This is a genomic window from Variovorax humicola, assembly GCF_037889915.1.
In the GTDB taxonomy this organism is placed as follows: Bacteria; Pseudomonadota; Gammaproteobacteria; order Burkholderiales; family Burkholderiaceae_C; genus Variovorax; species Variovorax humicola.
Map to the genome: position 1 here is coordinate 377,878 of NZ_JBBKZV010000002.1, position 21,335 is coordinate 399,212.

20 protein-coding genes and 1 tRNA gene are annotated in these 21,335 nt (G+C 61.3%); 15 read left to right on the forward strand and 6 right to left on the reverse strand.

Going from position 1 to position 21,335, the window contains the following annotated elements; genetic code table 11:
- Positions 1–7 precede the first annotated feature (7 nt).
- The 8 genes from WKW80_RS05610 to WKW80_RS05645 all read left to right on the forward strand — a co-directional run bounded on the left by WKW80_RS05610 (position 8) and on the right by WKW80_RS05645 (position 6,135).
- Positions 8–715, forward strand: a complete 708-nt coding sequence (locus WKW80_RS05610) for a glutathione binding-like protein (protein ID WP_340362556.1) — start codon at positions 8–10, stop codon at positions 713–715.
- A 44-nt stretch (positions 716–759) separates the two neighbouring features.
- A tRNA-Pro gene (locus tag WKW80_RS05615) sits at positions 760–836 on the forward strand.
- Positions 837–1,065: 229 nt separating this feature from the next.
- Positions 1,066–2,304, forward strand: a complete 1,239-nt coding sequence (locus WKW80_RS05620; RefSeq protein WP_340362557.1) for a tyrosine-type recombinase/integrase — start codon at positions 1,066–1,068, stop codon at positions 2,302–2,304.
- A 98-nt stretch (positions 2,305–2,402) separates the two neighbouring features.
- Complete coding sequence (locus WKW80_RS05625) at positions 2,403–3,086, forward strand: hypothetical protein (protein ID WP_340362558.1); 684 nt, start codon at positions 2,403–2,405, stop codon at positions 3,084–3,086.
- Positions 3,087–3,214: 128 nt separating this feature from the next.
- A complete protein-coding gene (locus WKW80_RS05630) occupies positions 3,215–3,445 on the forward strand; it encodes a helix-turn-helix transcriptional regulator (RefSeq protein WP_340362559.1) in 231 nt (76 codons plus the stop codon).
- A 10-nt stretch (positions 3,446–3,455) separates the two neighbouring features.
- Positions 3,456–3,749, forward strand: coding sequence for a hypothetical protein (locus tag WKW80_RS05635; protein WP_340362560.1), 294 nt, complete (start codon positions 3,456–3,458; stop codon positions 3,747–3,749).
- Positions 3,746–4,633: a toprim domain-containing protein gene (locus WKW80_RS05640; RefSeq protein ID WP_340362561.1), complete on the forward strand. Its 888-nt coding sequence runs from the start codon at positions 3,746–3,748 to the stop codon at positions 4,631–4,633. The genes WKW80_RS05635 and WKW80_RS05640 overlap by 4 nt, the downstream gene beginning before the upstream one ends.
- 65 nt (positions 4,634–4,698) lie before the next feature.
- Positions 4,699–6,135, forward strand: coding sequence for a YfjI family protein (locus WKW80_RS05645; protein ID WP_340362562.1), 1,437 nt, complete (start codon positions 4,699–4,701; stop codon positions 6,133–6,135).
- Here the strand turns inward: WKW80_RS05645 and WKW80_RS05650 are convergent.
- Entirely contained in the window at positions 6,105–6,473 is a 369-nt protein-coding gene (locus WKW80_RS05650; RefSeq protein WP_340362563.1) for a hypothetical protein, read from the reverse strand. The two genes, WKW80_RS05645 and WKW80_RS05650, sit on opposite strands and share 31 nt — an antisense overlap.
- A gap of 369 nt (positions 6,474–6,842) precedes the next feature.
- Here WKW80_RS05650 and WKW80_RS05655 point away from each other — a divergent pair, with 369 nt between their 5' ends.
- Entirely contained in the window at positions 6,843–7,520 is a 678-nt protein-coding gene (locus tag WKW80_RS05655; protein ID WP_340362564.1) for a DUF4124 domain-containing protein, read from the forward strand.
- Positions 7,521–7,651: 131 nt separating this feature from the next.
- On the opposite strand, the gene WKW80_RS05660 is transcribed toward WKW80_RS05655, so the two are convergent.
- The 3 genes from WKW80_RS05660 to WKW80_RS05670 form a co-directional block, all read right to left on the reverse strand.
- A complete protein-coding gene (locus WKW80_RS05660) occupies positions 7,652–7,879 on the reverse strand; it encodes a hypothetical protein (RefSeq protein ID WP_340362565.1) in 228 nt (75 codons plus the stop codon).
- 436 nt (positions 7,880–8,315) lie between these two features.
- A complete protein-coding gene (locus WKW80_RS05665) occupies positions 8,316–8,555 on the reverse strand; it encodes a hypothetical protein (protein ID WP_340362566.1) in 240 nt (79 codons plus the stop codon).
- Complete coding sequence (locus WKW80_RS05670) at positions 8,552–8,926, reverse strand: hypothetical protein (RefSeq protein ID WP_340362567.1); 375 nt, start codon at positions 8,924–8,926, stop codon at positions 8,552–8,554. Before WKW80_RS05670 ends, WKW80_RS05665 begins: the two co-directional genes overlap by 4 nt.
- Positions 8,927–9,512: 586 nt before the next feature.
- Here WKW80_RS05670 and WKW80_RS05675 point away from each other — a divergent pair.
- Positions 9,513–10,268 (forward strand): TIR domain-containing protein, encoded by a 756-nt coding sequence (locus WKW80_RS05675; RefSeq protein ID WP_340362568.1) that lies wholly within the window; start codon positions 9,513–9,515, stop codon positions 10,266–10,268.
- 318 nt (positions 10,269–10,586) lie between these two features.
- On the opposite strand, the gene WKW80_RS05680 is transcribed toward WKW80_RS05675, so the two are convergent.
- Entirely contained in the window at positions 10,587–11,048 is a 462-nt protein-coding gene (locus WKW80_RS05680; protein ID WP_340362569.1) for a class I SAM-dependent methyltransferase, read from the reverse strand.
- Positions 11,049–11,638: 590 nt separating this feature from the next.
- Here WKW80_RS05680 and WKW80_RS05685 point away from each other — a divergent pair.
- The 5 genes from WKW80_RS05685 (at position 11,639) to WKW80_RS05705 (ending at position 20,965) form a co-directional block, all read left to right on the forward strand.
- Positions 11,639–13,741, forward strand: a complete 2,103-nt coding sequence (locus WKW80_RS05685) for a protein kinase domain-containing protein (protein WP_340362570.1) — start codon at positions 11,639–11,641, stop codon at positions 13,739–13,741.
- A 210-nt stretch (positions 13,742–13,951) separates the two neighbouring features.
- Entirely contained in the window at positions 13,952–15,505 is a 1,554-nt protein-coding gene (locus tag WKW80_RS05690; protein WP_340362571.1) for a type I restriction-modification system subunit M, read from the forward strand.
- Position 15,506: 1 nt separating this feature from the next.
- Positions 15,507–16,799 (forward strand): restriction endonuclease subunit S, encoded by a 1,293-nt coding sequence (locus WKW80_RS05695; protein WP_340362572.1) that lies wholly within the window; start codon positions 15,507–15,509, stop codon positions 16,797–16,799.
- 26 nt (positions 16,800–16,825) lie between these two features.
- Entirely contained in the window at positions 16,826–17,752 is a 927-nt protein-coding gene (locus WKW80_RS05700; protein WP_340362573.1) for a GIY-YIG nuclease family protein, read from the forward strand.
- A 30-nt stretch (positions 17,753–17,782) separates the two neighbouring features.
- Positions 17,783–20,965: a type I restriction endonuclease subunit R gene (locus WKW80_RS05705; RefSeq protein WP_340362574.1), complete on the forward strand. Its 3,183-nt coding sequence runs from the start codon at positions 17,783–17,785 to the stop codon at positions 20,963–20,965.
- Here WKW80_RS05705 and WKW80_RS05710 read toward each other — a convergent pair whose 3' ends face one another.
- Complete coding sequence (locus WKW80_RS05710; protein ID WP_340362575.1) at positions 20,966–21,319, reverse strand: hypothetical protein; 354 nt, start codon at positions 21,317–21,319, stop codon at positions 20,966–20,968.
- Between the last annotated feature and the right edge of the window lie 16 nt (positions 21,320–21,335).

Consider the following 21,335-nt stretch of genomic DNA (forward strand, 5'->3'; position numbering starts at 1 on the left):
GCGCGGCATGAACACGCAAGCCCCCATCGACGTTTTCTCCTGGCCCACGCCGAACGGCCACAAGGTCCACATCATGCTGGAGGAGTGCCGCCTGCCCTATGTCGCGCACCCGGTCAACATCGGCGCCGGCGACCAGTTCGCGCCGGCGTTCCTGAAGATCAGCCCGAACAACAAGATTCCCGCGATCACCGACCCGAACGGGCCGGACGGCAAGCCGATCTCGCTGTTCGAATCGGGCGCGATCCTCGTGTACCTGGCCGGCAAGACCGGCAAGCTCATGCCCGCCGGCGACCGCGCCCGCTACGAGGTGCTGCAGTGGTTGATGTTCCAGATGGGCAGCGTCGGGCCGATGCTCGGGCAGGCGCACCACTTCCGCCTGTATGCACCCGAAAAGCTCCCCTACGCGATCGACCGCTACAGCAACGAGGCCAGGCGCATCTATGGCGTGATCGACAAGCAACTGTCGACCAGCAGGTTCATCGCTGGCAAGACGTATTCGATCGCCGACATCGCCATCTTCCCGTGGCTGCGCAGTTGGGAAAACCAGGGCATCACACTTGCCGACTTCCCGCACTTGAAGGCATGGTTCGACGCGATCGCCGCGCGCCCCGCTGTGCAGCGGGGCGTGAAGGTGCTGGCCGAATTCCGCAAGCCGCTCACCGGCGATGCGGCGCGCGACATTCTTTTTGGCAAGACGCAGTACGAAAAGCGGTGAGCTGGCGAGCGGGGCGAGTGGGCGGGCTATAATCGCGGGCTCGTCGGGGTGTAGCGCAGCCTGGTAGCGCATCTGGTTTGGGACCAGAGGGTCGAAGGTTCGAATCCTTTCGCCCCGACCAACAGTTGATACAAAGGCCGCCAAGGTCATCTCCTTGGCGGCCTTTTTCATTGGGGAAAATCAATATGTATCGTGCAGGGCAGTACAGCACGATACACTGACTGCCATCGCAAACCGGGGGTACAGACGGGGGTACAAAGCAGCTCTTGGGGGGACTTGGACGCCCTGTACCCCCACTCCCCAATGAAAACACCCCCGGTTGCCACCCCCACCGCCCGGAGTTGTACCCCATGCCGCTGACCGATGCCCAGTGCCGGAATGCTCCCATCCCGACCGACCGCAAACAAGCTCGCTACAGCGATGCCGGCGGCCTCTACCTCCAAGTCAGCCCGGCCGGCTCGCGCCGGTGGTTCTGGAAGTACCGCCTCGGCGGCGTAGAGAAGCAGCTCGCCCTTGGCTCTTACCCTACGGTCGGCCTGACTGCGGCGCGCAAGGCTCGCGACGCGGCAAAGCTGGAAAAGGCTGATGGTCGTGATCCTGTGCAAGCGCGCAAGCTTGCCAAGCTCAAGGCCGTGGCCGTCGCGTCCGACACGTTCAAGGCTACGGCGCTCGAGTGGTTCGGCAAGCACGAATCGCGCTGGAGCACCCACTATGCCATCCGGGAGAAGCGCAATCTCGAAAAAGACCTGTTTCCGTACTTCGCGCCGCGACGCGTCGCCGACATCGAGCCCATTGAGTTGCTGGCCGCACTGCGTCGCGTAGAAGAGCGTGGCGCGCTCGACGTGGCCGGCCGGGTGCTTATCACCGCGCGTGCCGTGTGGCGCTATGCAGTCGCCACGGCCCGCGCCCCGCGCGACATCACCGCCGACTTGAAGGGCGCACTGACGCCGCACAAGAAGCGCCACTTCGCGGCCATCACCGACCCGGACAAACTGGGCGACCTAATCCGCGTCATCCGGGGCTATCAGGGCGGCGCCATCGTGCGCACGGCGTTGCAACTCGCGCCCATGCTGTTCCAGCGCCCCAACGAGCTGCGCGGCGCAGCGTGGGCTGAAATCGACCTTGACGCTGCCCTGTGGACCGTGCCGGCCGCCCGCATGAAACGACGCAAAGACGGCAAGGAAAACGGCGACCCGCACTTGGTGCCGCTGCCCCGCCAGGCCGTGGACCTCTTGCGCAAGCTGCACCCGCTCACCGGGCACGGCGTGATGGTTTTCCCCGGCGAACGCAGCCATGAGCGGCCCATCAGTGACAACACGCTGCGCGCTGCGTTGTTGACCCTGGGCTACGGGCCAACCGTGCAAACGGTGCACGGTTTTCGGGCGACGGCGCGCACGCTCCTGGCCGAAGTGTTGGAAGTCGACCCGTTGGTGATCGAAGCCCAACTGGCCCACGCCGTGAAAGACGTAAACGGCAAGGCATACAACCGCGCTACGTACTTGAAGCAGCGCGCCGACATGATGCAGTCGTGGTGCGACTACCTCGACAAGCTGGCCATCGATGTGATCCCGCTGCGCACTATGGCCTGACATCAACCTGTCTTATTCGCCGGCCCTGGGCTAAATCCGAAACCCGTTTCCCTGACGGGCTGGGCTGGCACCTTCCTTCAGGGCGCGTGAGGGACGCTTTGGAAAAACGCAATCGACAATTGGAACTGACCTCAAGAGCCGGGCACTTGCTTTCGTATTCGGACAGGAAACTCGATGCCGAGGCCATCGAAGTTTCGGACGATGCCGAGCGCAACCTCGCTCACATCATCGCGGAAGAGACCGAGCGATCGCGCGAGTCACAGCGGGGCAAGCATGGGTTGTTGCCTCCCAGAGGGTTTCCTGTGAAGACCCTGGACTACGTTGACACGATGTACTGGGACGAATTTCTGCAGGATGACGTGCTGCAGGCTTGCGGCGAGCGCGCAAACTTGTCGCCACCGGAGGTACTCGGCTTCGTACTCAAAAAGTGTCACCCGTCGAACTGGCACGCGCTCTTCTGGATGAGGGCTTGGTACGAAGAAATCCACCGCCGAGTGCGCACTGACGTGACTGAGATCGCCGCAGACTTAGGAAAGGTCTATGCCCAAAAACGCATTGAGGACGCGCGAAATCGAGTTGCGCCAGCGGCGGAGGAAAGGAGAAGGATTGGCGCTAAGGTCTCAGCCAAGATCGCCGAACTGGCTGAGCCGTTGCGCGGCAAGAAGTCCAAAGAGACAGCCGCGATTCTGATTGCTTCGGCCATTGGCAAGTCCCCGGCAACAGTCAGAAGAAAACTGAGCGAACTTTTCCCGAAGGAGGCGTGGAAGGCACCAAAAAAGTGACGGATCGATGAATTGGCGTGCCAGCATGAACGATGCACCGGAGAGGCAACCGAGATGGTCGCCACAGTCCCTATCAATCGCCAGCAACCGCCAGCGGGAGATAAAGGACTCCAACCATGATTCTCAGAATGCCGGCCGTCAAGGCTGAAACCGGGCACCGCAGCCACGCGAGCATCTACAACGCTATCCGCGCCGGGCTATTCACCAAGCCTGTGCAAATCGGTGAGCGATCGGTAGGCTGGCCATCGCACGAAGTACGGGCCATCAACGCGGCGCGCATCGCCGGAAAATCTGACGACGACATACGCGACCTGGTGAATCGCCTGCACGCCAAGCGCGCAGAGCTGGCCACGGCTTGAGGGGGCACACATGACCTCCGAAAAGACGAAAACCCCAATGGTGGCAGCCGAAGGGGTTCTCAAGAAATCACAAACCAGCCTGAATTCTGCCGACGAGGACGCTAACGCCAAAGCGCCGCACTCCGAAGAGAAGCAATTCGCAATACTGGTGGCGCAGTACGCACTCAAGGGCCACGCGCTGTTTCGCGGCAACCCAGCCGACGGTGCAGCCGTCTACTACGCGATGCGTTGGGGCATGGTCAAAATGCTCCCCACGCTCGAGGCAGCCCGCGCATTCCTGTCGGGGATCGGGGGTGCGCAATGAACGCCATCGATCGATTCATCACCGCAATCGAAGCGGCCGGCCTGGCGCCACCGACGACGATCAACGACGACGGCAAGTTGCACCGCTTCAGCCCCACCGGCAAGCGTGGCGACGATGCAGGTTGGTACGTGCTTCATCAGGACGGCGTGCCGGCAGGTTCGTTCGGTGACTGGCGTTCCGGTGAATCGCGGAATTGGTGCGCGAAGGCCGACAGCGACATGAGCGAAAGCGAACGTCGAGCACAAAGCGAACGCGTCAAGGCCGCGCAGCGCATGCGCGACGCCGAGACGGCTCGCCGGCAAGGTGAGGCCGCAGCTACTGCGCTCTCACTGTGGGAAGCCGCGGCCCCGGCAGTGGCACACCCCTATCTGACCGCCAAAGGCGTGAAGCCCTACGGGATCCGCGCGGACGGTCATCAATTGTTCGTGCCGATGCGTGACGCTGCGGGAAAACTTCACAGCCTCCAGACCATCGCGCCGGACGGCGAGAAACGCTTCATGCCTGGTGGTCGCGTCAAGGGCTGCTACCACGCGATCGGCAAGCCCAGCGGCCGGGTGATCGTCTGCGAGGGCTATGCCACCGGCGCAACGCTGCACGAAGCAACCGGCGATGCCGTGGCGGTGGCGTTCAATGCCGGCAACCTGCAAGCGGTTGCAGTTGCGGTGCGCTCCAAGTACCCCTGTCTGACCATCATCATCGCGGCCGACGACGATTGGCAAACGCCCGGCAACCCGGGCCTGACGGCTGCAAAGCAAGCAGCGCATGCTGTGCGTGGAAAGGTCGCGGCGCCCGACTTCGCCGGACTGCAGCGCGGCGACAAGGACACCGACTACAACGACCTCCGGCGCCTTGCTGGCGCGGTGCGGACCGGGGGTGAAGCGTGAGCGCGGGCCTTGTAGCTGTGCGCGCCAGCGTCGACGCAGCGGTTCTTGTGCTCGATGGATGGGGCGTGCCGCTGCCGCTGCCCGACGCTTTGCCCCCAGTGATGCCGTTCGATGCAGACCTGCTGCCCGTCGAGATCCGCGGCTGGGTGATGGACATCGCGCATCGTATGCAGTGCCCACCGGACTTTCCTGCTGTGGGTGCCATCGCAGCCATCTCCAGCCTGATCGGTGCTCGTGCGGTCGTGCAACCCAAGGCAAAGGACGACTGGCAGGTGGTGCCGAACATGTGGGGCCTGATCATCGGCAGTCCGGGCGTGATGAAGTCGCCAGCGCTGAGCGAAGCCTTGCGCCCGTTGCATCGCCTCGAGGCCGCAGCCCGTGAAGCGTGGGAGCTGGAAAAAGAAACCTGGGACCTTGATGCCAAGGTGGCCGAGATGGCGAACGACGCCAACAGCAAGTCGGCGCGCGCCCTTGTTGCGAAGGATCCGGCCAAGGCGCGGGCGTTGCTCAAGCCAGCCGATGTCCCTCCTTCGCCGCTCGAGCGTCGATTCATCGTCAACGATGCCACCGTCGAAAAGCTCGGCGACTTGATGAGTTCCAATCCTTGGGGCTTCCTGGCCTACCGCGACGAAATTCATGGATTGCTCAAGGGCATGGACCGCGAGGGGCAGGAGGGTGCTCGAGCGTTCTACCTGCAGGCGTACGACGGCAATCAGGGCTATACGTTCGATCGCATCGGGCGCGGCACGGTGCGCATTCCTCGCGTCTGCCTGTCCATGCTCGGTGGTATTCAGCCAGGCCGGATACAGAGCTATGTGCGTGACGCCGTTTCCGGTGGTGCCGGCGATGACGGGCTGCTCCAGCGGTTCGGCCTGACGGTGTGGCCCGATGTCAGCGGCGACTTCAAGAATGTCGACCAGTGGCCCGACACCCCGGCCAAGCAGATGGCGGGCGACGTGTTCGACCGTCTTGGCGCAATCGGCACGACGGGCGAGCCGCGCATCTGGCGTTTCGATCCGCCCGCTCAGGGGCTGTTCAACGAGTGGCGCGAGCCGTTCGAGCGCGAGATCCGCAGCGACGAAATTCACCCTGCTCTTATAGCCCACCTGTCGAAGTATCGGAAGTTGATTCCGGCACTTGCGTTGGTGTTCGCCATGATCGAAGTCACCGATGCCGGCGTGATTACCGAGTCGCACCTCACGCGGGCGCTTGCCTGGAGCGACTACCTTAGGAGCCACGCCGAGCGGCTCTACAGCGCGGCCGTGATGCCGGAAACAAGTGCAGCTAAGACCTTGCTCTCCAAGATCGTTGCCGGCGCCCTGGGCTCGACCTTCACGCCCCGCGAAGTTGCGGTGAAGCATTGGACCGGGCTGACGACACCCGACGCCGTGCGCAAGGCGGCTGAGCTGCTTGCGGACTACGATTGGTTGCGTGGCGGCGTCGTGCGTACCGGCGGGCGTCCGAGCGAACGCTACGAAGTCAATCCGCGAGGTGCGGCATGAACTGGCTCGCAAGGCTCAAGAAATTGAGCGAAGGTACCCCTGGGGACGCTACAAAAGATACAGAAACCCCTTTCGTAGCTTTCGTAGCCCCACCCCCGGCACTTTTCGCTGAAATTGACGGGGTCAACGACCCTGAGTTTGCGGACCAGACCGCAGCGGCGTGTGGCGATCCGCACCCAGTGCGGGTCGTGCCAAGCGATCAGCACATGGCCATGGTGATGCTGTTCCATCGGCGCGGGCTTCGCAATGACGATGCCGAACAACTTGCGCTTGATGTCGCCCGGCGTGCTCGCGATCTGGATGACCGGCGAATATGCATGGAGTGCCGGCACCTTCAAGGCAAGAAGTGCGCTATTCCGGTCATAGCGGGCGCTGGCGAGATCGTTACGCCCTTCCTGAGGCTACCCCAACGGTGCCCTGGTTTCGAGAGCGCCGCCCTACCCTAAGAACTTTCACACGAAGCGCGTCGTAGTTCGCGTCCTCGTGCGCGAGCAGCTTCGCCAGCTCGCTGTCGGTCTCGGCGGGGTTCTCCATGCGTAGCCTGTTCGGCGTCCCAACAGGCAAGGACCGCACCTAATGAAATAGTATTGGTGACGTTCCCCGGGACCCGATTTGACGGTGACTGTAGTCGGCCGTGTCCACGAGACCTTTGCCCGACAGTACCCCTGCCCCGTCTCGATCATTTGAAAAACATACTGCGCACTGAGATGAAAACCAACTACAAAAACACAATGATCGGACTTGCGGTCGCGACGGCCATGCTCGTTTTGGCCACCGCCGCCACCGCCCAGGTGCACCGCTGCATCGACGCCGGCGGCAAGGCCACGTACAGCGACGTGGCCTGTCCCACCTCGGCCAAGAGCGCGGAGCAAGTGCTCGGGCGAGAGGCCACCGCGCCCCGCTACGACCCTAATGCGGCTCAGCGGACCATGGACAGCATTCAGAGAGCCGGCGCGCTGCAGCGCGCGACAGTGGAGGGCGTCATCCGCCAATCGCAAGGGCAACCCACCGGCACATATGACGCCGAGCCGCCGCCTCAGCAGAGGTCCGCGCAGAGCGACCAATCTGCCGGCGAGAGTTGCGACACGTATTCGACGCGCAAGGGCTGCATTGGCGGCCGCCGGGCCGACAACCCGAACTGGTCACCGCGTCGGGGGTACTACGGCAACGGCGGGCCCGCCGATCAGAAATGGGAACAGGAAGCGGCGGCCACAGCAGCTCGCGCCGCAAACCCGGCACCACCCACGATGCTCTCCAACTGCAATGCGACGGGCTGCTGGGGCAACAACGGCCAGCGCTACAACCAGGCAGGTAACGGCGACCTGATCGGGCCGAACGGGTCGCGCTGCCGCCCGGCCGGTGGTGGCAGGTTCCAGTGCAACTGAGGTCTCGTTTACCGACATCAAGGTGGTGTCGATACAGCCGACATCCCAAGTCATCGAGGTTTTCTACCACATGCAAGCCTGCCGGGCGGAGATGCTGGTAATGACCGATAGCCGATACGCGCAGGGGAGCGTCATCTCGCGCCCATGTCCGACTGCACGCTGGCCTCCAGCACGTTCACCGAAGGCGCGTTTGCGCCGCCCAAGAGATTGGGTTGCTCGGTGCTCGTGTCGGCACCCGCACGGCGCTGGAGCGCAAGCGAGACCTCCTGGCGCACGAAACCAACCTCGGGCAACGCCGCGCGCCGGTTCAACTCCTTGACCCAGTCCGGCCCGATCAGCACCAGCACGACGCGAGCCACTTGGATGGCGTCCCTCAGGTGCTCGGGAAAGTCTTGGCCGGGGACAATCGACTCGCGGGTCGTAAAACAACTCCTTCTCGTCGAACAATTGCGACAGGCGGTCGTGCAGACGCCCCGCATGGCGGCCCGATTCACCGCGTCGGTAGCTGACAAAGATTGCTGCCAAGTTCATCCCCTTCGCAGGCGGCGCTCAAGGCGAGCGACAGCAGGCATTGTGCTTCGGGTCGGTGCCGGTCGGGCCATTGGCCTGACTTAATCCCGCCCGGCTGTCACTCCCTCGCTGGCCCCTCCGCGTCCTGGCAGCGATGAACGGGCGCCGCAGCCGTTGAGACTGCGGATGTGGACAAAGTTATCGTAAAAAGGCGAAGCTCGACGTGCGAAGTACGCGCCGGCCGTAGGCGCGAGGGTCCGGTCACGGCTGCACGATAGTGGGGGCTCAGTGCAGCCGTGAGTCTTCGGCGTCGTCATCGGGCGTCGGGTTCGCGACCACCGTCAAGGCACTGCGGCCGATGCGCTGGAGCAGTGACGCCAACGGGTCGGTGGTGCCCGCTTCGACCGTGGAGATGCCGTAGGCTTCGCGCTCCAGGCGCACGAGATTCTCCAGCATTTCCGTGACCTTCTTGGCGCTGTCGATGCGACCGACCGTCGAGATCACTTTTCGGTAGGTCTCGTTCAAGCGGTCGCGGCGGGGCGACCGTTGTCATCGGTGCCCGAGGTGTCCATGGCCTCGCCCAGGCGCAGAAACAGGTCGAGGTTCCCGGTCTGCGCCTCCAACTCGGCCAGCAAGGCCCGAAACAGCCATGTGGTGCATGCGATGTCGGCGCGTTGGGACAGGCGCACCTGGAACATCACGTCGGCGTTCGCATCGACGATGGCGCACTCGGCAATGCGGGTGGCGGTGCGCACGGCGTTGCGCACCGCGGCACTGCGTATCAGTGTTGCGGCCTTCGCCTGGATCTTCGCGCCGAGGTCGCGCGACCAGTCTTCCTTGCTCGCACGCTTGTGGATGGTGGACTCGGCTACGCCATGCTCACCGGCGAGCGGCACAGGTATGTCAAGGAGAGCGCGCGCCGTTGCAATCCCAAACGTCTTTGGTGTGAGTAGCCCGGGCTAAGCCGCATTGGCGACCGCCATGGGGGCGCTGTTTGTCGGACGTGATGAAACGCGGCTTCTCGCACTCGATGTCCGGGTAGGCAGGAAGTGCACGACTGAACCACGTGCACCTGTGAACGGCGGTCAGGAACCGCAACCGATTCGGTTGGTGATCTGCAAGTGAATCGTTCGGCATCTTGAGCACAGGCTGCATCGGTCCTTGCCGGAATACCCTGTCTAGTGGCGCAAGGGCAACTTACCTTGGCGATCGCGACCCGGCATGAGTAGCCGCAGGAAGGCGGCCAGCGATCGCAGAGAGCGGCGAAATCATCACCCGAAGGGGGTTGGCAAGGGGCGAGACCAAATCAACGCGCAGGCGATGCGAAATACTAGGGCACCTCCACGTTGGGCAGACGTGCGCCGCTGTACAGCGCAGTCCGTTGCACGCCATGCTGCCCGCGAAGCCCGTCCGCCCCTTGGTTTGAGGTATCCGGCGTAGCGCAGTACGATGTGCCCGCTTGCCAATACCCTATAGCGCGCCATGTCCTCCACCATCGAAGTCATTGCCTGCATCGAGTTCGACCTTGGCGCGGATGACAAGAAGGTTTGGGTCATCGAAACGCCGGTCAAGCCAGGTGATTTCGTCGTCGTTGGTGACACGATCGTCACGCTGGAAAACGAGCTAGCGACGCTGGAAATGCCGTCTCCGAAGTCGGGAAGGATCATAAGGGTGCTGGTCAAGGTGGGCGACGTGGTGACAAAGCACAGCCCCATCATCGAAATCGAGGCTCTCAAGGTCTCCCGCGACATGCCGGACCTGCCGTCGAACGCCTCGACGCAAAAGGAGTGTCGAAATAACTGCGTGTTCCTCGTCCATGGGCACAACGAGGCCCTTCGGGAAATGTGTGCGCGCTTGATGGAAAAGTTGGGCCTCAAGGTGATCATCCTGAACGAGCAGGTCAAACGAGGCGAGACCATCATCGAGAAGTTGGAGCGGCATTCTGTGGTGCAATTTGCGGTTGTTTTGATGACAGGCGATGACATCGGCGGCAAAAAGGGGGCGGGAGCAGACAGCCAGCGATCTCGCGCGCGACAAAATGTTGTGCTGGAGCTTGGCTACTTCATGGCGCGGATCGATCGAAAGAACGTTTGTGTCCTGTATGAAAGCGGCGTCGAATTGCCGTCGGATTACTACGGGGTGGACTACATCGAAATCGACGAAAAGGGAGCGTGGCGATACGCACTGGCCAAGGAGTTGCGGCAGGGCGGCCTTGACGTAGACCTGAACAAGTTGTGAGCGTGGCGTCGATGCATTGGGGCTTGGCAACGCCCGCCTTGCCACAAGTAGAACTGCGGGTGCGGTCGATCGCGCGCCGGCGGCTCGATTTCCAGCCCCCACCCGCGCTTGCTCATTGGGGGAGGCACAGTTGAAAAAAGCGGACGTGCTGATGGGTGCTGACGCCGGTGGAGGCATTTTTGACCGGGAGTAGTACAGCCCGCGGTGTTGGCGCCTTGAACGTGCCCGCGCGGTCGCGGTCAGCAGTCGGATCAACTGTCGGAAGGGCGGCAGCCGGGTTGCCGGCCTCTCGAACGGCATCGACCACCACCTCCTGGATTAAATGCTCGCCGATGGGCGCCCACACGGTGAACCCCAAGCGCCCCCAGCGCGCAACACCCTGTGCGACTCGGCCAGCGCCCGCAGCGGAAACGCGAAATGGTGAACGCCAAAGCCGATGACAACGGCGTCGAACGTGTTGTCCGCGAACGGAAGAGCTTCAGCGTCAGCTACCCGGAATGACAACGCCGGGTAATGCGTCGTCGCCGCATCGACCATGCTCGGCGAGAAATCAACTGCCTCAACCTGCGCGCCAAATTGCGCAGCCATCGCTGCCATGTATCCACTTCCACATGCCACATCGAGCAACTTGGTCCCCGGCCCGGCGCCGACTGCGTCAAGGAGCTGTCTGGCAAAGAGGCTCGTTATGGCCTCGAACGAGCCTGCATAAAACGGCGACGCGCGCTCCCATCCGGCATGCTCGAAATCACGGTAGAGATGATCTGCCACGTTCGATGGCACCAAGATCTCCTCGTTCGCGTAGCGCCCAACGCCTTTCGCTCGCGCCTCCTGGTCAGCGACTCAGCACCTTCCCTCCTGGCACCGCACTTCGGCGGCGGTCAGCCGACCTCGTCATCGCCAACATGCTCGCCCGTCGCCGACCCGATGCCCCAGCATGCGATTGCTACTGCTACACCTGCTACTTTTGCAGCGCCATCGGGCGGAGCTGCTCGAAATGTAGCAACGGAAGCGAAAGTAGCAGTAGCACCGCCTCGGACGGTAGGTGAGCGACGACCACGCCGAGGCCGCCCGCCTTCAGAACATTTCGTCGTGCGATCGCCGGTGGCTTGGCGGGCGCGATGTACGGCGTCGAGGGCATTGCCGCTCACTGGTTAGCGGCACTCCGAGGGCGAATGAAGGCAGACGGGCTGCTTGCGAGGGTCGATGCTTCCAAGACAGGCAAGCAAGGCGAAGGCTGTTGACGGCAAACTCGCGAGCGCGCAAAACACCTCGCAAATCTGTGGAATCGTTCACAACTGCAATTCGGCACTGATGCCTATTCTTCAGCGTTGTGATGGGCCGTTTAAGAAAAGTCGTACCAACCTGAGCCAATGAAATCTGAGACTGAGAAGAAGATCTACATTCCGGGATTCGTCGGCCCCCACGTTATCATCGACGCCGCCGCGCCAAAGGAGGCCGTGGTCCTTCTTGATCAACACGGACAACGCTTGGCTCCTCTCAAGGTCAAGCCACCTGCTCCAAACAATGAGGTTCGTTATAGGTCATGCCTCACACCACTTATAACCTCGGACAGATCGGCGATTGAAGAGAAGCGCCTGCCGCCCATTCAAGTAGCACAGAAAGCCAGGATTGAACGGATGGCTGCGCTTCGCGCTAGCTTTACGGATCGGCACCCCGCTACGAATTGGATCCCCACGCAGCTTCTACGATGTAGCGATCGGACAGACAAATGGCGCAAGGTCCACACAGAGTTGGACGAACGTGTACCGGACTGGGAGCGCGTTGTCGTTTCGCCTTCGTTCCTTGCATGGTTGAAGGCCGTGAATCCGTTCACCCAAGTGCCACGTGGCAACCTCTTCCAAAGTTTGGACAGCTTCGCGTCGCGCTATGAGCGCCCAATTCTCATCTTCTTCTTGCTCCGTTTTCTGCAAGAGCAAGTTTCGGGGGTAAAGCCGTACAGGCAATTTGTTGAAGGCACCAGCTTTCAACGCGGCGAGCTTATCCTTGGGCGCTACGAAGTTCTGGACAAGCTTGGTGCGGGCGGTGTTGGAAATGTTGTGCTGGTGTACTCCCACGAAGTTTCGCGTCTCTATGCCCTGAAAGTCCTTCGGCATGAGCATCGGGCGAACGCCGCTGCGGTCGCGCGCTTCCGAAAAGAAGCTGAATTGTGGGTTGCGATCGGTGAGCACCCTAATCTTGTCTCAGCGGAGATCATCGAAAGCACAGCGGGCGAACTCCTGATCTTTATGGAGTACGTCGAGTCTGACAGCCGAGGCCGCGCAACGCTCGCCGATCACCTTTCAGGCCCCATCGATCTCCAACAGGCGATTCGCTGGGCGCTACAATGTTGTGATGGAATGACCCATGCATATGGGCGCGGCATGCGGGCTCACCGGGACATAAAGCCCGCCAACATTCTGGTCGATCGCGACGGTAGCGCCCGGATCACAGATCTTGGCTTGGCTGGCATGCATCTCCAAGAGCCAAAGCCTTCGGGCGCAGTCCCGACGACGCAACGTGCGTTCGAGACTGTGGTTGGCTCCACATTTGGGACGCCACCATACATGTCCCCCGAGCAATTCCTCGATGCAACCGCATGCGACCAGCAGAGTGACATCTACAGTTTCGGCGTAGTACTCTTCCAGCTTGCGACTGCCGGCACACTGCCGTTTATGCCTTCGCGCGACGACGGATCGGGAATCTTTGCGCAGTTCGCGCGCCTCCACATGCGACAACCTGTACCGATGGTTGCGTCGCCCCTAAATGGCGTTGTCCAAGGTTGCCTTCGCAAACGCCGCGTGGAACGTTTCTTCACTTTTGCAGAGGTGCGGCAGGCGCTCTGCCGGGTGGCGGCAGCCGTGGGAATCGATGTACCAGCCGATGCCATGCAGGCGCCGGAAGTGCGCTCTTGGGACGTTGGCCAACGGGCCGTCAATCTCGAACGGCTTGGAAAGCACGATGAGGCGCTTGAGGTTTACCGAGAGTTCGCAAGCACTCCGTTGGCGGGGACAGGTGCGCAATTTGATCTCGGGGTCGCATTGATGCGAAACCGCAAATATGCAGAGGCTTACGAAGCCTTTGTCAAAGCCATGGAGCACTCCCCGGCAGCGACTTATGCGCTCCGTGCGGAGTGCATGATGGAACTCAATCGCCCGAAGGAGGCACTTCGCGATGCAGAGTGCGCGCTGCAACTCGAGCATGACCTGCCCAAGGCTTGGCATGCGAAGGGATGGGCGCTGCAATCAGCGGCTAGGTTCAAGGAATCGGTGGAGGCACTAAGGCATGCACTGCCTCACGAATCAGGAAATGGGCGCTTCTGGCTGCGTTTCGCTGTCTCAAATCTTAGGCTCCACAACCACATTGACGCCAAGGAGTTTGCAAAGAGGGCAATTGAGCGTTTGGCGCCATCTGAAAGGGATGCTCGCAATGAGGCGCAGCGAATTATCGATGCTCCGGTGCCCTGGCGGAGTTGATGTAAGGATGCGGAGCATCTAGCGAGTCGGCCCAACTGCGGTCATGACGCCGAACCGCGCCGCAGTATTCTGTCTGATTGCGATCGACGCGGCTGGCCATCGCCCCGAATCGCATGAAAGCGCACTGCGCCCCTAAAACAGATCTACAAGAGGCGCGCATTGAGCATGGACCTATAAGATTGGCGACCATACGAAAGCTGCCCCACCTTTATGCTCGAATCAACCAAGAAGACCCTCTGGGCCACCGCTGACAAGCTTCGCGCCAACATGGACGCCGCCGAGTACAAGCACCTTGTGCTCGGCCTGATATTCGTCAAGTACATCTCTGACACCTTCGCCGCACGCCGATCGGAACTCACGCGCCGCTTCGGCGACAGCGCCGACCCGTATCACTTGGCCGACAGCACCGATGAGGTGATCGAAACCGAGCTCGAAGACCGCGACTACTACAGGGAGGTCAACGTCTTCTGGGTGCCCGAAGCGGCACGTTGGGAAGCCCTCCGCGCCGCAGCCAAGCAGCCCGACATTGGCAAGCGCATTGACGAGGCGCTATCGCTGGTCGAGGTCGAGAACTCGAAGCTCAAGGGCATCCTGGACAAGCGATTCGCACGTGCGCAACTGCCTGACGGCAAGCTCGGCGAACTCGTAGATCTGGTCTCGACCATCGGCTTCGGTCACGACGCCGCGCAGGCGCGCGACGTGCTCGGTGAGGTGTACGAATACTTCCTCGGCATGTTCGCGAGCGCCGAGGGCAAGCGCGGCGGCCAGTTCTACACGCCGCGCAGCATCGTCAAGACACTCGTCGCAGTGCTCGCGCCGCATCACGGCAAAGTCTACGACCCGTGCTGCGGGTCCGGCGGGATGTTCGTGCAGAGCGAGGAGTTTATCGAAGCGCATGGCGGCAAATTGGGCGATGTGTCGATCTATGGGCAGGAGGCCAATCCAACCACGTGGCGTCTGGCTGCCATGAACCTTGCGATTCGAGGCATCGAGTTCAATCTCGGGCGCGAGCCTGCCGATACTTTCGTGCACGACCAGCACCCCGATTTGCGTGCTGACTTCATTCTTGCCAATCCACCGTTCAACATCAGCGACTGGTGGCATGCAAGCCTGACCGGCGACGCGCGCTGGCACTACGGCGATCCTCCGCAGGGCAATGCCAACTACGCATGGTTGCAGCACATGCTGCACCACCTGAAGCCCGCAGGGCGCGCCGGCATCGTGCTTGCTAATGGGTCGATGAGTTCAAGTCAGAACACCGAGGGCGACATCCGCCGCGCGATGGTGGAGGTCGACGTGGTTGAGGTCATGGTGGCCCTCCCTGGACAACTGTTTTTCAACACGCAGATACCCGCTTGCCTATGGTTTCTGGTCAAGGAAAAGCGGGCACGCAGGGGCGAGGTGCTCTTCATTGACGCTCGAAAGCTTGCAACCATGATCAGCCGCGTGCAATGCGAATTGACTGACGAAGTCATCGACCGCATCGGTGCCACTGTCGCTGCCTGGCGCGGCGAAACGACGGCAGCTCAGTACGAAGACATTGCAGGCTATTGCCGCAGCGTGCCGTTGGCCGAGATCGGCGAGCACGGGCATGTCCTCACGCCGGGTCGATATGTCGGTGCCGAAGAAGTCGAGGATAACGACGAAGACTTTGCCGACAAGATGCAAAAGCTCACGGAGAAGCTGGGCGAACAGATGGCCAAGGGCGCGGAGCTTGACCAGCTTATCCGCCAGAAGCTGGAGGGACTCGGGTATGAGTTCTGACTTGCCAGACCTGCTGTTAGAGGACTGCCTTGACGCCTTGATCGACTACCGAGGAAAGACGCCCGAAAAGACGAGTTCGGGCATTCCACTGATAACTGCCAAGATCATCAAAGGCGGTCGGATCGAAACGCCGACAGAGTTCATCCCGAGGAACAACTACGACTCATGGATGCGTCGCGGTTTGCCGAAGGCGGGCGACGTTGTCCTGACCGTTGAGGCTCCTCTCGGCGAGGTGGCACAACTGGGGCCGGAAAAGGTTGCACTCGCCCAACGGGTGGTCACTCTACGCGGCAAGACAGGGGTGCTTGACAGTACGTACCTCCTCTACTTGCTCCAGACCGATGAACTGCAGTCACAGCTCAGGGCCCGTGCGACTGGAACCACGGTCCTTGGAATTAAGCAGAGTGAGCTGCGGAAAGTTCGCCTGAAACTTCCGCCGTTCGATCTGCAAGTCGCAGCGGCGGCGACACTGAAAGCCCTCGACGACCGCATTGCCCTCCTGCGCCAGACCAACACCACCCTCGAAGCTATCGCGCAGGCGCTTTTCAAGTCGTGGTTCATCGATTTCGATCCGGTGCGTGCGAAGCAGCGAGGGATCGCGCCCAACGGAATCGACGAAGCCACCGCGACGCTATTTCCGGACAGCTTCGAGGAGTCGGAATTGGGCTCGGTGCCGAAGGGATGGCTGGCCACCATTCTGGCAGAGGCATTCGACATCAACCCGCCGAGAAGGCTGAAGAAAGGCGGTGCGTCACCGTATCTGGATATGGCGAGCTTGACCGCCAGCGGACATTGTGTCGCGTCGCCGATCCAACGTGAAATGGGATCGGGCGCCAAGTTTCGCAACGGCGACACCTTGCTTGCACGTATCACGCCTTGTTTGGAAAACGGGAAGACCGCCTTCGTTGATTTTCTTGAAAATGAACAAGTCGGCTGGGGATCGACGGAGTTCGTTGTGCTGCGTCCAAGGGCGCCTTTACCTGCGTATTTCGGCTACCTGCTTTGTCGCCACCCGGCATTCAGGGAGTACGCCGTGCAGAGCATGTCCGGCACGAGTGGCCGACAGCGGATACAGAATAATGTCCTCGGGCGCTATGTGGTTGCGGTCCCAAGCGATGAAATCGCGGCGGCCTTCGCCGCCATCGGAGAGCCAGTGCAAAGATCTATCGCGGCAAATCACCAGCAAGCTCTGACCCTCGCCACCTTACGAAACACTTTGCTTCCCCGTCTGATCTCCGGCCAACTGCGTCTGCCCGAAGTTGAGGGCCGGATTGCCGAGGCCAGCGCAGCGTGAAGTATTCGTTCCACTGCTGAGAACACATGAACGCACGTCCTCGCACAATTCAGATCTTCTTGCCGACTGGCGACCCCCGCGGTATCCAGGTGGCGGCTTTGACAACCAGTATTGTTCAGGTAATCGAGGTGCCGCGACCGCTGCTTCCCGAGTTCCTTCAAATGCCCGAGTCACGCCAGGTAGGTGTTTACTACTTGATTGGTGATGACGAGGAAAGGGATCAACGCGCCGTCTATGTGGGGCAGACTGGGACGCTGGGTAAGCGGCTCAGCGAACACGACTTGGACGCCAAACGCCAGTTCTGGAACCGTGCTCTGGTTGCTATCTCATTAACTCATAGCCTAACCCAGACGCATGCGATGTACTTGGAATGGCGAAGCATTCAGCAAGCCAACATGGCGCAGCGTTACAGCGTGGAAAATGGAAATGCGGGCTCCAAGCCGCATACCCCAGCGTGGTTGGAAGCGGATTGCGGAGAAATCTTTGACACGATCCGCACGTTAGTAGCCACCTTGGGTCAGCCTGTATTTGAGCCGTTCGCCGTCCGGCGAGAAAGTTCGCTGCGGCAAAGCGATGACTCAGGGATAGGAGTGCCAGCCGCAGCCGTTGAGGCGTTTCGATGCAAAGGGCCTGAGGCCGATGCTGCGGGGCAATACACGGAAGAAGGAATGGTGGTCCTCAAAGGTTCTCGATCTCGCGCGCAGATTGCCCCAAGCATGATCTCAATGTCCGCTGGCAAGCACCGACAGCGCCTGCTCGACGCCGGTGAGTTGGTGCTGGACGGCGAGTCGTATGTCTTTCAACGCGACGTACTTTTCGGCACCCCCAGCGGGGCTTCGGACGTGGTGCTTGGACGCAGTTCCAATGGCTGGATGGAGTGGAAGGACTCCGCGGGCCGAACACTGGACGAGTTAAAGCGGAAAAAAGCTGCGGGCCTCACCGCAGCGGCGTAATGAACCCCTTTCTCGTCCCGGGCAAAGCGTATGACAGAAGATCAGCTTGAACAAGAAGCCCTTGGCTGGCTCACCGATGTGGGCTACACCCATGTCTACGGTCCCGACATTGCGCCTGACGGCACGTCGCCCGAGCGCCATGACTATCGCCAAGTGGTGCTTGTCGAGCGACTTCGCAACTCGATTGCCAACCTCAATCCCGGCATTCCGCCTGCCGCCCGCGACGACGCGCTCAAGCAGGTGCTGGATCTCGGAATCCCCGCGCTGCTATCGGCCAACCGACGCTTCCATCAGCTTCTCGTCACGGGCGTTCCGGTGGAGTTCCAAAAAGACGGCGAAACGCGCGGTGATTTCGTCAAGCTGATCGACTGGGCCGAGCCCGCGCGCAACGAGTGGCTTGCGGTCAATCAGTTCAGCATCAAAGGCCCGCATCACACGCGCCGCCCGGACATCATCCTTTTCATCAACGGGCTGCCGCTCGTCCTAATTGAGCTGAAAAATCCAGCTGACTTGAAGGCGGATATCTGGAAGGCATACGACCAAATCCAGACGTACAAGGAACAAACGCCCGATGTGTTCCAGTACAACGAGGTGCTCGTCATTTCCGATGGCACCGACGCGCTGCTGGGTTCGCTGTCGGCGGACCGCGAACGCTTCATGGCATGGCGCACCATCGATGGTGTCACGCTCGATCCACTAGGCCAGTTCAACGAATTGCAGACTCTAGTTCGCGGCGTGCTTGCTCCGGCTTACCTGCTCGACTACCTGCGTTTTTTTGTGCTCTTCGAGGATGATGGCAAGCTCGTCAAGAAGATCGCGGGCTATCACCAGTTCCACGCCGTGCGGGCTGCCATCGCGCAGGTGGTTGCAGCATCACGCCCTGATGGCGCTGCATCGACCAAAGGCAAAGGGGGCGTGGTGTGGCATACCCAGGGAAGCGGCAAGAGCATCACGATGACGTGCTTTGCGGCCCGCGTGATGCAGGAAGCCGCGATGGAAAATCCAACCATCGTCGTCATCACCGACCGTAACGATCTTGATGGTCAGCTCTTCGGCGTCTTCTCGCTGGCACAAGACCTGTTGCGCGAGCAGCCCGTGCAAGCGAAGACCCGGCAAGAGCTTCGTGCGTTGCTCGGCAACCGGCCTTCTGGCGGCATCGTCTTCGCCACCATCCAGAAGTTCATGCCCGGTGAGGATGAGGACACATTTCCCCTGCTCTCCGACCGGCACAACATCGTCGTCCTGGCCGACGAAGCCCACCGCACGCAGTACGGCTTCGAAGCCAAACTCAAGACGGTCAAACAGCGTCCATCTCCGACGGCCACGGTTCTAACCACTGGCTCTGGAGAGCCCGCCACGCACGTCGTTGCCCTTGCTCCGCCGCCCTCGACAGTCGAGAAGTATCAAGTCGGATACGCGCAGCACCTGCGCGATGCTCTCCCCAATGCGACCTTCGTCGCGTTCACCGGCACGCCAGTCTCCAGTGAAGACCGCGACACGCGCGCCGTGTTCGGCGACTACATCCATGTCTATGACATGCAGCAGGCGCGCGAGGATGGTGCCACGGTGGCGATCTACTACGAGTCGCGGCTCGCCAAGCTTGGGCTGAAGGACGAGCTGGCTGACATCGACGCGGAAGTCGATGAGCTGGCCGAAGACGAGGAAGACAGCGAGCAGGCCAAGCTCAAGAGCCGCTGGGCCGCGCTCGAAAAAGTCGTGGGTGCTGAGCCGCGCATCGCCAGCGTTGCGGCGGACCTTGTGGCGCACTTCGAGGAACGCAGCAAGGCGCAGACCGGCAAGGCGATGGTCGTCGGCATGAGCCGCGACATCTGCGTCCACCTGTACGATGAGATCATCAAGCTGCGCCCCGACTGGCACGACGCCGATCCCGAAAAGGGCGCCGTCAAGATCGTGATGACGGGCTCGGCCAGCGACAAGGCTCTGCTGCGCCCGCACATCTACAGCGGCCAGGTCAAGAAACGGCTGGAGAAGCGTTTCAAGGACCCCGCCGATCCGTTGCGGATGGTGCTCGTGCGCGATATGTGGCTCACCGGCTTCGATGCACCCTGTGTGCACACCCTCTACATCGACAAGCCGATGAAGGGTCACAACCTGATGCAGGCCATCGCACGGGTCAATCGTGTCTTCAGGGACAAGCAGGGCGGCCTAGTGGTCGATTACATCGGCATCGCGAACGAACTCAAGTCAGCCTTGAAGGAGTACACCGCCAGCAACGGACGTGGGCGGCCAACCGTCGATGCGCATGAAGCCTACAGCGTGCTGGCCGAGAAACTCGACGTGCTGCGCGCCATGCTGCACGGCTTTGACTACAGCAGCTTCTTGACCGAAGGGCACAAGGCGTTGGCAGGTGCCGCCAACCATGTGCTTGGCGTCAAGGACGGCAAGCAGCGTTTCGCCGACACGGCCCTTGCGATGAGCCAGGCATTCACGCTCTGCTGCACCCTGGACGAAGCCAAGGCCGTGCGCGAGGAAGTCGCGTTCTTCCAGGGCGTCAAGGTGATTCTCACCAAGCGCGACCTCACGAAGAAGCGCCGCACTGACGAAGAACGCGAACTTGCGATCCGCCAGATCATCAACTCGGCGGTGGTCTCCGATCAGGTCGTCGATGTGTTCGATGCGGTGGGCTTGGACAAGCCCAACATCGGCATCCTTGACGATGCATTTCTCTCAGAGGTACGCAATCTGCCCGAGCGCAACCTTGCGGTTGAACTGCTTGAGCGTTTGCTTGAGGGTGAAATCAAGAGCCGCTTTGCCAGCAACGTTGTCCAGGAAAAGAAGTTCTCCGACATGTTGGCCAACGTCGTGCAACGGTATCAAAACCGATCTATCGAGGCCGCGCAGGTGATGGAAGAGCTGATCCAGATGGCCAAGAAGTTCCGCGAGGCGGCTGGACGAGGCGAAGTCCTCGGCCTGACCGAGGATGAAGTTCGTTTCTACGACGCGCTCGCCAACAACGAGTCCGCAGTGCGCGAACTCACTGACGAGACGTTGAAGCTGATCGCGAGCGAGCTGGCTGCCAACCTTCGCGCCAACATGACTGTCGATTGGTCCGCGCGCGAAAGCGTCCAGGCCAAGCTGCGCCTGATGGTCAAGCGCATATTGCGCAAGTACAAATACCCGCCCGATCAGCAGGAAGGCGCAGTGGACCTGGTGCTGCAACAGGCGAAGGCGCTGGGCGAGGCTTGGGCTTAGCTAGGTCACCCGGTATGCGATGTATAGGAGAAGCACAGCGCAAAAGTAGATGGAGGTTCGCACTTGCCCGATGGCTTTGAGCATTGGCGCCTGAAGGCACAGCACCGTTGCGACATCCTGGCGCGCATAGAGGATTGCCAATCCCTCTTTTTCCTTGTCCCATTCCAATTCTCCATATTCCCCGCGCCACGGCAGCATGCCGTACTGATCGGATCCACCCAGCGAGATGAGTGATGCTTCGGCCATCACGTTATCTGGCCAAGGCTTGCTGCGCCTTGCCACCAGTTCTTCGCGTTGCCGCTTCAGGGCTTGCTGATCTTCCTCACGCAACCTCTTCCGAGTCTCTTTGTCCATACTCGATTCCTTTCAC